At 50.7% G+C, this 13,559-nt stretch carries 11 protein-coding genes and 1 pseudogene; 4 read left to right on the top strand and 8 right to left on the bottom strand.

Features of this window, described 5'->3' with window-relative positions; genetic code table 11:
* Positions 1–2: 2 nt before the first annotated feature.
* The 7 genes from KQP84_RS23665 to KQP84_RS23635 all read right to left on the bottom strand — a co-directional run bounded on the left by KQP84_RS23665 (position 3) and on the right by KQP84_RS23635 (position 7,028).
* Complete coding sequence (locus tag KQP84_RS23665) at positions 3–2,549, bottom strand: fimbria/pilus outer membrane usher protein (protein ID WP_215848535.1); 2,547 nt, start codon at positions 2,547–2,549, stop codon at positions 3–5.
* 137 nt (positions 2,550–2,686) lie between these two features.
* Complete coding sequence (locus KQP84_RS23660; protein WP_215848534.1) at positions 2,687–3,373, bottom strand: fimbrial biogenesis chaperone; 687 nt, start codon at positions 3,371–3,373, stop codon at positions 2,687–2,689.
* 85 nt (positions 3,374–3,458) lie between these two features.
* The gene (locus KQP84_RS23655; RefSeq protein WP_215848533.1) at positions 3,459–3,980 is read right to left on the bottom strand and encodes a fimbrial protein; all 522 of its coding nucleotides are present in this window, start codon (positions 3,978–3,980) and stop codon (positions 3,459–3,461) included.
* A gap of 354 nt (positions 3,981–4,334) precedes the next feature.
* Positions 4,335–4,940, bottom strand: coding sequence for a TetR/AcrR family transcriptional regulator (locus KQP84_RS23650; RefSeq protein WP_215848532.1), 606 nt, complete (start codon positions 4,938–4,940; stop codon positions 4,335–4,337).
* A 99-nt stretch (positions 4,941–5,039) separates the two neighbouring features.
* The gene (locus tag KQP84_RS23645) at positions 5,040–5,948 is read right to left on the bottom strand and encodes an alpha/beta hydrolase (protein WP_215848531.1); all 909 of its coding nucleotides are present in this window, start codon (positions 5,946–5,948) and stop codon (positions 5,040–5,042) included.
* Between the two features lie 94 nt (positions 5,949–6,042).
* Complete coding sequence (locus KQP84_RS23640; protein ID WP_215848530.1) at positions 6,043–6,366, bottom strand: AzlD domain-containing protein; 324 nt, start codon at positions 6,364–6,366, stop codon at positions 6,043–6,045.
* Positions 6,363–7,028: an AzlC family ABC transporter permease gene (locus KQP84_RS23635; protein WP_215848529.1), complete on the bottom strand. Its 666-nt coding sequence runs from the start codon at positions 7,026–7,028 to the stop codon at positions 6,363–6,365. Before KQP84_RS23635 ends, KQP84_RS23640 begins: the two co-directional genes overlap by 4 nt.
* Positions 7,029–7,130: 102 nt before the next feature.
* Between KQP84_RS23635 and KQP84_RS23630 the strand changes: the two genes are divergently transcribed.
* Positions 7,131–7,679: a helix-turn-helix domain-containing protein gene (locus KQP84_RS23630; protein WP_215848528.1), complete on the top strand. Its 549-nt coding sequence runs from the start codon at positions 7,131–7,133 to the stop codon at positions 7,677–7,679.
* Positions 7,680–7,954: 275 nt separating this feature from the next.
* Positions 7,955–9,135, top strand: a pseudogene (locus KQP84_RS26355) (NAD(P)/FAD-dependent oxidoreductase).
* A gap of 4 nt (positions 9,136–9,139) precedes the next feature.
* Here the strand turns inward: KQP84_RS26355 and KQP84_RS23620 are convergent.
* A complete protein-coding gene (locus tag KQP84_RS23620; protein ID WP_215848527.1) occupies positions 9,140–10,510 on the bottom strand; it encodes an aldehyde dehydrogenase family protein in 1,371 nt (456 codons plus the stop codon).
* A 450-nt stretch (positions 10,511–10,960) separates the two neighbouring features.
* On the opposite strand from KQP84_RS23620, the gene KQP84_RS23615 reads away from it, so the two are divergent.
* A complete protein-coding gene (locus tag KQP84_RS23615) occupies positions 10,961–11,890 on the top strand; it encodes a RepB family plasmid replication initiator protein (RefSeq protein WP_215848526.1) in 930 nt (309 codons plus the stop codon).
* Positions 11,891–13,016: 1,126 nt separating this feature from the next.
* Positions 13,017–13,304, top strand: coding sequence for a hypothetical protein (locus KQP84_RS23610; protein WP_215848525.1), 288 nt, complete (start codon positions 13,017–13,019; stop codon positions 13,302–13,304).
* The last annotated feature ends 255 nt before the right edge of the window (positions 13,305–13,559 follow it).

Raw genomic sequence — 13,559 nt, 5'->3', positions numbered from 1 at the left:
CCTTATTCGCAGAGCGCAGTGACGATTTTCACAGCGACGGTTTGTTTTGTTTGCGCAGGCAGGGTGAAGGCGGCCTGGCACTGCTGCGTTGCGCCACTGCCCCATGACACGTTTAACCTGCCGCTTTGCGGCACGCCGCTCAGATATACCTGGCCGCCATCTCCCACGATCCCACTGTTGCCAGCGTCGCCGTCAAGGGTCGCCATGGCGCCAAACGGGACCGGATCTGCGCTGCGGTTAAGGTTGACCAGCACGCGGCTGCCGGTGCGGGTTTTAAAATCGGCCAGCACCAGCGCGCCCTTCGTCGGCACCACCGACGACGTGGCGGTATCGATGTCCATGTCTTCGCCGTACGTACCGGTATCAAGCGCAATGCGGTTATGGCGGTAGGTTGAGGCGTAAGGCACCACACTGTAGCCACGCCAGTCGGTTTTCACTCCGGTGTGGTTTTCAACCCTGACGCCGTCTGCGCCCGGCGCGCGGACCAGCACGGCCGTCTCACCGGTGGCCTGACCAAACGTGACGCCGTACGGGTGCACCACCACCGAGCCCTGTGCACCATAGTTCACCTGGCGGGCATTGCTGGCGTAGTTATAACCGGCGCTGACCTCGCCGTAGGTACCTTTATAGGTGCCGCTCAGGTCGCCACCATAGCCCTGACCGCGACGGTCATAGCGCTGCTGGACCCTATAGTTCAAGTTGTTATCTTCAAGCGCCGTGCCACTCAAGCCGGCATTGTGCGTGGTGCCGCCGCTCTTACTGCGGGTCAGGCCATAGCGTGCCCAGCTGCCCGCCATAAACCGGTCAAGCGGGATCTGCACGCTGAACGCCAGCTGGCGGTCTTCGCTGCCCAAGCCCGGCGTTCGAGACAGGGTATAGTTCAAGCCGTAGTTAACACCGCCATGGGTCAGATAATAGCCGGCTGAAATATTGCGCTCACTGCCGGTTTGCTGCCAGTAGTCCTGCTGCGAGGCAGAGATATAAACGCTGCCGTACTCTCTAAGCGACTGGTTAAGGTTGAGCATCGCCTGGCTGCGTTTGTTGTACCGTAAACGCCATACCTCATCCTGGCGGACGTCCACTTCGTTCGCTTCCTGCATGCTGAAGAAGCCTGACGTGGAGTAGCGATAACCCGCCAGCGTGAAGGTGGTGCCTGTCGCGGCAATATCTTTGGCGTATTGAAAGCGGAAAGACTGGCCGCGGTGCGTGGAGTCATCGCGTAATGTGGCCTGTGCCTGCGTTGCATCCATGGAGACAGAGCCCCAGTGACCAAAGCTGTGCCCCAGTCCCAGCGCCGCTGACTGATAGTTGCCAGACGCCTGCACCCCGCCGTACACCGTGCTGGACAGTGGCAGGCCATAAATTGCCGTTCCCTGTACAAAATTCGGCGTATTGCCGCTCAGGTAAGCGGTGCGGTAGCGCCCCGCCGTCGCGGCATATTTCAACTGCCCTTCGCGCTGCATGATAGGCACCGCGGAGAAGGGCTGCAGAGAGACCCGCTCTGAACCGTCAGCTTCGCGGATAACCACTTCCAGATCCCCGCTCGAAGCGGTCGGATACAGGTCAGTAATGGTGAACGCACCCGGCGCCACGTAAGTCTGGTAAATCACGTAACCGTTCTGGCGCACTGTCACCTGCGCGTTAGACTGCGCAATGCCACGGATAACCGGAGCAAAACCGCGCAGGCTGTCGGGCAGCATATTGTTGTCAGATACCAGCTGCACGCCCCTAAACGACACGCTGTCAAACACCTCGCCAGGCGTGGCGCTGTCGCCGAGGGTCAGCTGGCCTTTTAAGGGCTGCACGTCACGCTGTGCGTACGTACTGATGCTCTGCCAGCTGGCTCTCTTCTGCCCGCTGCCTGCATAGGTGGAATAGTTACGCAGGCGCCAGGCACCGGCGTTAAAGCCGCTGCGCAAATTGAAGAAGTTACTGCGGCTGCGGCCCGTGCCGTAGTCAGTGTTGGCCCCGCTATAGCTGTAGTTCAGCCGGGCCGAGGTCAGCCCCTGATCCCACAACGCAGGGTTAACAGCGTTACGGGCCTCAATGTTCAGCGCCGCCTGCGGAATGCTCACATCAAGGCGCTGCTGGCTGAAATCAAAGCGGCTGTCGGCGTCAGGGATAAGCTCACCCAGGTTGCTCAGCGCCTGGTCCTGACGCATCAGATTCAGCAACGGGAAGGCTTCATTTTTCACCCCCATCGCGCTTAATTCGGCGGGCGTGAATTCGGGCAGCAGCCTGCCCCCGTCGTCGACAAACGTGACGTCGCGGGTGCCGACCTGGTTGCCGTTGAGATAAACATCAACGAGATAGACGCCGGGCAACTGCCCGCCAGCGGTGGAAAACTGCCTGAGGTCACTTTCGGCCGCGCTGCTCTCTTTTAATTCCAGCGCAGCAGGGTCGAAATAGTCTGCAGCGGCAGCGGGTGAAGCCGCCAGACAGAGGCCGGATAAAATACCGGCAGCCACAAAACAGGCTACTGTCGAATAAGGCAACCCGCTGACCGCCTGAATTTCGTCCTGAAACGTATTGTTAATAGGGTGACGCATTGATTTTATTATTGATTTTTTTATCTTTGAGGTCATCGTTCATATTCCCGCTTGGTGATTTTCAGGCGCAGCCGCTCAGGCCCGGCAGAAAAATCAGCCGGGCGGAGTAAGGATTAGCTAAAAGGAGGGGTGGTTAATTACAGCTGACGCGTCTCGGCGCCGGTCACACCACCAAAGTCATTTATGGCTGTCCAGCTGACTGAACCGCCTCTGGCCTTCATTAACGGCAGCTCCAGGACGGATTTCGGGGCGATCATGCCCGGCGCTTTCAGTGGCGTGCCGCCCACGGTGATGCTGTTAAACGAGACGTAATAGGGCGTGGGATTCGTGATAACCAGCCTGTCACCGCGAACGGCAAACGCCAGCTTCTTATAGGCACTGCCGGCATTCTCTTTCAGCGCGGACGGACGGTAGAACAGTTTGATTTTGGTCTTGACGGAGATGAGTAAGCGGTTTGTGTCGGTGCTTTCAGACGCCGGAATAGACTTGATGTTTGCCCAGAACACTGACTCCCGGTCTTCCGGTAAGCTTCCGCCCGTGCGCACAATGCGGACAATGTTTTCTTTGCCCGCATCGAGGCGAAACAGCGGGGGCGTAATAATAAACAGGGGCTTGTCTGCCGTGGCTTCCGGATAGGTTTCCACCCATGACTGAATCAGGAAGGGTGCTGTTTTTTCAGGGTTCTTTACCGAAATGGAGGTCTCTTTTTTATCCGCATGATAAATAATGCGCGTCCCACCGATAATCACGCCCGCCTGGGCGGACTGCAGCGCGGCTAAACCAAGAAGACTCAAAAAACACAGGCCCGTTAATAAGCGAGACATCTTTTTCCTTCACTCTTTTATCGTTAATCCGGTAAAAAATAACCCGCCACGAGCGGCAGGTTATTGACATCCGTGTTCCGGGGTATCAGTTATACAGCACGGTGAAGTCAGCAGCGGCGTTCGCCGAGCCTTCCGTCACGGTGGCAGCCGTCGACTGATACTTGGCGAAGTAGGTCAGCGTGGTGTCGGCTGCGGTGCTCAGTGGATAGGTTTTAGACTTGGACGCCAGCGGAATAGCCGTGGTGCTGTCATCTTCGAACAGGGCAATGGCCACGTTTTTAGCGGTAGAGGCCGGGCTCAGCGCCAGCAGGTTGCTGTTTACAGGATCAGCCGGGCCGCCGAAGCTTACTGCGGCGGTGGTTGCCGCGGCCGGACAGGCGCTCAGCACCACGGTGATTTTGCCGCTACCTGAGGTAGAGCCGGCCGTGCCGAAGTCGCTGGTACCGACGTTACCAAGGGCAACGGTCTGGGCTTGAGACGCGGCGTCGATGGTACAGGAAGCCGACGTCACGCTGCCGGTGAAGTCGATAGTGCCGCTTGCTGCGTTTGCCGCAGAAGCGAAAGCGGCACCTGCCAGGATGGCCAGTGCGATAATGTTCTTGTTCATGGTGTTGCTCTCCATGCCCGACTGTGAGGAGTCCAGGCTGTTTAATGAGGTGTGCTAAGTGAATCAATCGCCGGCAGTGAAATGTCCGTTCGCTCAGCTGCCGGGCTGAAAACATGATGCAGGGTTTACCGGGAAACATTAATCAGCCCGGTCTTCTTGTCGCGTAGGAAACGGATGATACGTGGCAGGGATAATTTGCCGGGGCCAGCGTGGTAGGTTCAGAAAAGGCTCTCGTGAAGGACCGGAAGGCCCGTTTGGCATGGTAATTTACGTAGTCGTACTGTGAAGCACACGCTAACGATTTTCTCCTGAGTCGTTTTTTAGGGGATGATCACGCCTTAATGAGTTAAAATTTTAGTTAAGGATCTTTAACGCCAACGGCACAATGCTTTCATCAGGACGCGTTTGGGGAATTTTTCCCGCTACGCGCATGCCCAGCACAATGCACAGCATCAATGAAGCTGTGGCATCCGCATTCAACTCCGCGTTGATTGATCCATCCTGCTGACCTTGCTGAATTAGAAGCTGGATATTATTTAGATTACGCATCAGTGCTTCGCTGACTGCATCAGCAAGATCTTTATCAAGTGTTTGCAGTTCAACAGCACTACCTGCAACCAGACAACCGCGCTGCCCTTCTATATCTCGCACCGATTCAACATAAAAAACCAATAGCGCTTCCAGACGTGATAAACCTGTTTCGCACGTTGCCAGTCGGCTACGTAGATCGCTGTTGCGCAGCGACAGATAGCGGGAAAAGACTTGTGTAAATAGCTGATTTTTATCGCTGAAAGCTTTGTAGATGCTGCCAGTGGTAAGCTGCATCGCTTTACTGAGATCGCTCATCGATGTGGCATGAAAGCCTTTCTCACGGAACACCAGCATGGCGCTATCCAGCACCGCTTCCAACTGGAATTCACGAGGCCGTCCCCGATCTTTGAGAGTCGTTGGGTCACGCATCAATTTACCTTATTTAGGAAACAATCATTTCCCATAAGCTAATGGAAAACCATGATGATGTGAAGCCTGAAAGTAGCGACAATAAAGATCCTGCTCTTCTCAATTTTGATTATTCGACATGATGCGCAGCGTATCGGTGAGGGAAGACGGTAATATTTGCCCGTGCGTTTGGCCCGGATAACGTGACAGATGCAAATCTCCACCTTTGTGTTCAAGTATCTGCATTAATTGGCCCTCTTCGTGCTTGAGATCACTCGAGTGGCCTTTACGTTGTTCGGTCACGCCATCACCTTCCATCAAATAAAGCGATTTGTGCTGCAAGCGCGCCGGATCACTCTCTTTAGCCAACGCGATAATGCGTTGGTTTGCCCAACCTAATGATGGCGCAGCAGCAAAGTAGTTGTGAAACCATGTTGTATTGTAATAGGAATCAAGCACAAACAGGCCACCGAAGGAGTGTCCCCAAATGCCGCGTTTAAGAGGATTGCTGGGGGCTCGCTTTTCGACATACGGCACGATTTCATTTAAAAGAAGCTGACGAAACTCAGCGCTTCCGCCGCCCTTTCTGCCTCGCATCCGCTGATCTTGTTCAAGATTTTCCCCTGCCGGTGTGTAGTCAAAACTGCGCGCGGCCACGTCAAAAGGGAGATTAGTGTCGTAGCCTACCGCCACCAGCACGGGCGGCTCTTCGCTGCTCATCTGTTTTAACATCGGCTCGGATAAGCGCGCCATTGCCGCGTTGCCATCTAGCATATACAGAACCGGATAACCTGCTGCGGGAGCGGCTTTTTTAGGAATGCCAATCCAGACTTTATAGCGACGCTCGCCATCAGCAGAGGTGAAGAAATGCGTCTGAAATTGATAATAAGTTGACCCCATGTCAGCGATGTTTTCGCCCAGCGGCTTGAGTTCAGGCCGGGCTAACAAAGACGTCGAAGGAAGTAACACCACCAGCGCTAACAGCAAAGATGAGTAGATTGAGCGCAGAGAAAAGAATGCGTTAAACATGAGATCGAATGCCTGAAATTATTAACTATTATTTAACTTTCATGCATCCTGGCATAATTTTCCCCGCGACAAAATCCCGAGTTCAGTGTGGGAATTAGGGTACGCCAAAGTAACGTAATAGAGCCGTCATCACTGCAGCGCTGATAATAATCGTAATCAGCGGGGCTTTGCGCCAGGCGAGAAAAACGGCAAACAGAACGCCAAGTACGCGCGCCATTCCGGCAAAATGTTGTCCTTCGAATAGCGTGCTGGTGGCGGCAACGGCTAACAATAATACCGTTGCAGCATCAGCCAGCAGGCTTTGAGTACGCTCGGTTATGGCTAAGCGATTGCCCAACTTCACGCCCGCAAAACGGATTAAATACGTCCCAACCGCCAGCAATGCAATTCCGGCGATGATCAAGCCGTGCTGATTCATTTGCGTGATCTCCAGGCGAGCAAGCCCAATAACGAAAACAGTACCGGCATGCCTGCGGGAACAAATGGCGTGGCGGCAAGCGATAACACTGCCCCTACTGAAGCCGGAAGCCGGGTACGGCGTTGACGCAATGCCGGAAAGATCAACGCAATCAGAATGGTGGGAAATACGGCATCCAGGCCGATGGTGGAGATGTCAGGAATGAACTGACCAATGGCGGCTCCGGTCATTACGCTGATCGGCCAGATTAACCCAATACCTATGCCGCAGATCCAAAATGCTGCTCGCCGCTGTTCAGGCTGAGGCTGAGAAATGCCAAATACTACGCTTTCATCATTCATAATATGGCAGCCGAGCAGACCACGAGAACCGCGTCCTACCAAATCTTTAACCGCGATGCCAAACGGTAAATGGCGTGCATTAACCAGAAGCCCTGCCGCTGCCGCAGTAAGGGGACTCCCGCCGCTTGCGACGATACCGATAAACAAAAACTCTGACGCTCCCGCCAGTACCAAGGTAGAGAGCGCAAGGGGAACCCAAAGCGGAAACCCATCGGCAGTTGCCAGCGAGCCGTAACTCAAGCCAACAATCCCATCAGCAATACAGACCAGGAAAATAGCTTTTACGACGCCTTTTCCCACTATCTCTTTTTGCGGCAACATAATAATTTCATCTCATAACGAACGATTTATCCATTATAATGAACCTGTGTAAATAGCATTACAAGACGAACGTTACGTTCGATTTATCAAACAGGAGTAAACGTGACGACGCCCATTAGCATCATTGCCAACGGTTTAATCCGTGAGCGTCAGCGTGCAGGCTTATCGCTGGCAGAAGTCGCTCGTCGAGCCGGAATTGCGAAATCTACACTTTCTCAACTGGAAGCAGGCAATGGCAATCCCAGCATTGAAACGTTATGGTCGCTTTGCGTAGCGTTGAATATTCCCTTCGCTCGCTTGATGGAACCTGAAGCGAATCGGATGCAGGTGATTCGCCGTGGCGAAGGGCCAACCGTGACGGCTGAACATGCAGATTATCAGGCCGTTTTATTAGCAACCTGCCCACCCGGTGCACGACGCGATATCTATCTGCTGCATATCCAACCTGGCTCCGAACGCCAGTCTCAGCCGCATCCACCGAATACGGTTGAACATTTGATTCTGACGCAAGGGCGAGCTTTAGTCGGCCCCATTGATTCGCCGGTTGAACTGGAAGTGGGTGATTACATCAGCTATCCGGGTGATGAGGCACATATCTTCCGCGCGCTGGAGCCCGATACCTTAGCGGTACTGGTGATGGAACACATTTAAAACACAGAGCCACCTTGCGATGGCCTTTCAAATGCCGACGTCCTGACGTTTATTCACTCTTCAAGAATGGGGACGGCGGATCGGCTTTCCGCCTGGTTTGACAAGACCGGTGCCTGAAAGATCCAAGCGTTCGTGATTGAGCTGTATGATCTTTGTTACAGAGTTGGGTTGACGTGAATCCCGGCATCGTTGATCTTAATTTTCTCACTTCAGGGCTGCTGGCTTACATGCAGATGAGCCAGCCTCACTGTTTTCTTCTCGGGAGGTGTTCAACAATGCCACAGCGTATTGCTGTTATTGGTGCAGGCGTACTGGGATTATCCGTGGCGCGTTCACTGGCTATTCAAGGTGCTCAGGTTACGGTATTTGATAAAAGCTTACCCGGCAGTGGAACCAGCCAGATTAGCTATGCATGGGTAAACGCTAACGGCAAAAGTCCGCAAAGCTATCACCATCTCAATGCCAGCGCGATTGACGAACACAAACGGCTACAACATGAAAGCGGCTTAAACGCGCCGTGGCTTCTCGAAACCGGAACCTGGGAGTGGGCAGCTGATGCTTTCACCCTTAAACAATTAGAATTGCGGGCAGAAAAGCTTGCCGCGCTGAAGTACCCTTTTCGCGTAGTGGATCGTCATAGCCTGTTGCAAGCTTTACCTGAAATACAACTCGATCCGCGCATTCAACAAGCTTGGCATTTCTCGTCTGAATGTTTGATCTATCCCAGTTTGTTCGTTGCACGGTTATTGGCTGATTTGCGCGAAAAAACGTAGAGGTATGCGTCAACCGCGAAGTCATCACCCTGGATGAAACCGAAGAAAATGTAACGTTGACGCTGTCTGACGGTCAAGAATGGCAAGGTGATCACCTTGTTTTAGCTACCGGACGATGGTCATCGGAATTAATTGGGCAACTGGGACTTGAACTGGATATGACGGATGCGAATCGTGCGGATAAAACCGCCTGCAGCTTTCTCGCACACACTAATCCGCTCCCCATCCAACTCAATAGCAATATCATCACCCCAGAACTTAACGTGCGACCCGATGGGGGCGGCCGATTGATGCTTCAGGCGCTGGATTTGGACCACCACGCTGATCCTGCCCGGCCGGCTGATGTGAATGGCATGATTGGCGTTGAAATGTTGCGGCGTTTACGTCGTCTGTTTACCAATGCGCAAGGTGCCCGAATAGAGCGAATTGAAGTGGGTCAGCGCTCACGTCCTGCGGATGGCTTGCCTGCTCTGGGTTTTGTCACGTCAGCTCAACGTGTTTATCTGATGGCAACCCACAGCGGTATGACACTTGCACCGCTTTTAGGTCGTTTAGTGGCTGAAGAAATAATCGCCGGCGCTCGTTCAGATATGCTTACTGATTTCGCGCCGGACAGATTATTGCGTCCACGCAGTGAAACAAAGGGATCGGCTGCGCCAGCTTATTTACCCGCAGCGCAGTAATCCGTTAGCGGCGATTTTTCCATACAGTCTGGATGTTGCAGAACTCATGCACGCCGAAATGCGACAGTTCACGACCGTATCCACTTTTCTTCACGCCACCAATTGTTACGCGAGGATCAGAGGCGCCGTTGCCATTGATAAATACTGCGCCAACTTCCAAATGCTGCGTCATGTGATCGGCAATGTCATCATTGCTGGTCCAAACTGTTGCACTCAATCCAAACTCGCTGTCGTTAGCGATTTGTAAGGCATGCTCTGGATCGCGAGCCACCGCAATCGCAGCGACTGGCCCGAATAACTCCTGTTTGAAGGCTGTCATTTCCGTGGTGACGTCAGACAAGATGGTTGGCGCGTAATAGTTTCCCTGCCCTTCCAGCTTTGATCCCCCTAACACCAGACGAGCACCCTCACGGATCGTTGCCTGCACTTGCTCATTCAGTTCGTCACGTAAATCAGCACGCGCCATAGGACCCAGGAAAGTTTTTTCATCCAAAGGGTCGCCCAACGTTAATGCTTTTACGGCAGCGGTAAACCGTGATTCAAATGCTTCAGCAATGGATGCTTCGACAATAAACCGTTTAGCCGCCATACAGACTTGTCCGGTATTCTGATATCGACCAATGACCGCCGATTTCACCGCTTCATCTAAGTCAGCATCCGCTAATACGATAAAAGGATCTGATCCACCCAGCTCAAGCACTGTTTTCTTTAATGCCGCGCCAGCTTGCGATGCAATTGCTGCACCTGCACGTACGCTGCCTGTTACAGCAACAGCGGCAATACGGTCGTCTTTAATTGCAGCCGATACGCCGTCGTTATCGACATTGATGAGATTGAAACCGCCTTTTGGAAGATCGGTCGCATCAAACAGCTCAGACATCAACGTAGCGCTTCCCATGACGTTAGGTGCATGTTTTAGCATGTAGGTATTACCCGCTAACAACATGCTCACAGCGCCGCGTAGAACCTGCCAGAATGGGAAGTTCCATGGCATGACGGCAAGGATGACGCCGATTGGGCGAAATGTCTGCCACGCATCGGGAACGTGAGTAGGTTGATCGGCCAACATTGCTGGCCCATGTTCTGCATACCAGTCGCACAAATTGGCGCACTTAAGCACTTCTGCGCGCGCTTGTGTGATGGGTTTCCCCATTTCTAACGTTACGCTGCGTGCAAGCTCATTTTCACGTTGGCGAATTTGCTGACCCAATTGACGTAACACAGCAACGCGGGTTTCCATGCTGCTGTGTCGCCATTGAGAATAAGCCTGAGCGCTGGTATTTAATGCTTGCTCTAATTCAGCCGCATTTTGCATAGGGTAACGTGCAAGGATCTCACCGGTGGTGGGATTACGAGAGATAGCAAAATCAGTCATGGTGCCTCGTTATTTGTTTAATAGTACATGACGATAACCATACGCCGCAGATGTGCTGATGAAAAATGAATAATAGTGAGCAAGTTGTTTATAAATCGTGAAACGAGCGAAATTTCTTTACGCTGATGTTGGTCTGGAAAAGATCTTTATTTATCTGAGATAAAGCGGAATGAAAGGTTAGCATTTCCAACGTTATCCACTTATACAGTGAGTAGATCCTAAATAACGATCATAAAGAGATCCTATATAGATCCTAAGAGATCCCCGATCGTCGCAGGCCGCATGGGACAAGGGCTGAGAAGGTGATCGCGTTCACTGTAATCAGTAAAGTGTTCACTATAATCAGTACTTTATTCACTGTGCACAGTAGAATGTTCACTGTAAACAGTGCTAATGTTCACTGTAATCAGAAAGCGATCCCTTTCATCCACAGAATGAAGATCCCAGGCTATGGCAGATAAAGAGAGTGAAAACAAAGCGTTACTAGAACCTTTTCTGTCGGTAACCAAAAACAGTGGTGAAGTTATTCAACTTCATCCCAACAAGAATAATACCGTCCAACCCGTTGCTTTAATGCGACTTGGTTTGTTTGTTCCGACGCTGAAATCCACAGCGCGCGGCAAATCTGGTGCAATGGCCTCCACAGACGCGACTAAAGAGTTAAAAAATCTGTCATTGGTGAAAGCTGAAGGGTATGAAAAGATTACCATTACCGGCGCTCGACTGGATATGGATAACGATTTTAAAACCTGGGCCGGCATCATTCAGTCATTTTCACGTTATCCCACTAAAGGCGATACCGTAACGCTGCCATTTATTGATTTTGTTAAGATGTGTGGCATCCCCTCGGCTAACTCTTCAGCGGCTTTACGTAAGCGCCTTGATGCTTCTCTGCGCCGTATTGCGACCAATACTTTATCTTTCGAAGGGAACGGCAAGGCGTATCATACTCACCTTGTTCAATCAGCTTATTACGATCGTGAAAAAGATATCGTGAGGATTCAAGCGGATCCTAAGCTATTTGAGCTCTATAACTTCGACCACAAGGTCTTACTGCAACTTAGGGCCATCTCACGTCTTAAGCGTAAAGAATCCGCCCAGGCGCTCTACACGTTTCTTGAGAGCTTGCCAACGAACCCGGCTCCCATTTCACTTGCACGTTTGCGTATGCGTCTTAATTTAGGCTCAAAAACCACAACGCAAAACCATGTAGTACGTCGTGCAATGGAGCAGCTCAAAGAGATTGGCTACCTCGATTATTCTGAGGTTAAGCGTGGTCGTTCTGTGTTTTTTATTATCCATAGCAGAACACCAAAGCTTGATGGTATTAGCAACTTAGAAAGCATAGATGCACTTGATGACATCGAGTTCGAAGAGTAACCCTGCCCCTCACTGTAATCAGTAAAACCCGCGTGGCACTGTCACTTTTGTGCAAAAAGTGACAGTGCATCTTTCCGGTTCGTTTACTGTAATCAGTGATTCTCAATGTTCACTGTAATCAGTTACGTTCACTGTATTCAGTATTTTCATGATGCCTGCTTTTTTTACGTGTTCCTTTCTAAAGAATATTAACACTGTTAATTCAATGAATTACGAGTTAGCAAGTACCAGCATTGTTTATGACGAGATTCATGATGAGCACTGCAACCCGTTTACTACTGATTACAGTGAACAGCCGACGTGTTTAAAGGCACAGTCTTACTCTTTCTGATTACAGTGAATATTTCCTTGCAGACATTGCGCTGATTATAGTGAATGTAATCTACTTAAGTTATTGAATATCCACTATATTTAAAACAAATAAAGAAGCGAATACGTATTTTAGCTGCATTTAGCTCGGGTGTTCACTGTATTCAGTGACAAAAAGTGACAGGGTGAGCCGTTAACTGCTTATAGTGAATGTTTTAAGCGTTTTTTACTGATTACAGTGAACGTTGCCCCGGTTTTTACTGATTACAGTGAATGTCTTGCCTGGTACCTGTAAGTCAGCCATTCAGCTTTAATCACTCAACGCCTCAAAATAGAGGACGACAACAGCTGATTACAGTGAATCTTTGATGTGAGGTTTGATGCAGTATGTTGGCTGCTGAAAACGTAAAAGCGGACTTATCGCGTTAACCGCCCTGTTATTCAAACCCTGCATTTACTGAATACAGTGAATGTTAAACGGTGCCTGGTTCGAGAGCGCACGCAAAACCTGAAGATCTTTCTGTCATGCTTGTATCGACGATCCTGAATACAGTGAATATGTGGCGAAGAAACATCCTTCTGATCCTGTTTAACCCCTGTTCTACTGATTACAGTGAATGTTGAGATCGGTAAACCCGGTTCGGATCCTACTGATTATAGTGAATGCTTCAGACTGTTACGGGCAGTTTTGCTGATTACAGTGAACGTTCATGGCTGTCTTCCAACAAAATCTTCTGATTACAGTGAATGTTTATAACAAGCATGAGATCTGTTTTTGCTGATTACAGTGAATGTTGGGCGGGTTTTTGGCGGCTGTATGAGATTGGATGTTTCGATCAAAGCGTTGCTACTGATTATAGTGAATGTTTACTTCCTCTCTTTTCTGCTTACGCAGGGTAATTCTTTACTGACGTTACGTCGCAAGCTCATGCTGTTGGTTCGTTGGTTCACTGACTACAGTGAACGATCCAATGTCTTTGCCCTCCTCTTGTTTAAAAATTCCTGGCGTGCTGATTACAGTGAACGTTTAACTGATTACAGTGAATATTTAGCTTTTACTCATTACAGTGAACACCTCAATTATCTTGTCGCGTACTTTTACTGAATACAGTGAATCTTTGTCTGCAAATGTCATCGAAACTTGCCTGGCGACGCTCAGTAGTCACATTTCAAACGCGTTTAAACCCACTAGTTAACTTCCACTGAATACAGTGGATGAGCATAACATGCTGTTTAAAAAGCATTCAGGCCCATACTTAGGCAGTCATCGTATGACGTAAAACCACTATTTTACGTTAAAAGTGTCACCACTTAACATTTCTTCTTTTGTGATTATTAATTGCCTCATGAGCAGGATTTC

Origin of the sequence: Candidatus Pantoea bituminis (assembly GCF_018842675.1) — a bacterium.
GTDB classification, from domain to species: Bacteria; Pseudomonadota; Gammaproteobacteria; order Enterobacterales; family Enterobacteriaceae; genus Pantoea; species Pantoea phytostimulans.
The sequence above is the reverse complement of the archived record's forward strand: the minus strand, read 5'-3'. Positions and strand labels throughout refer to the sequence as shown.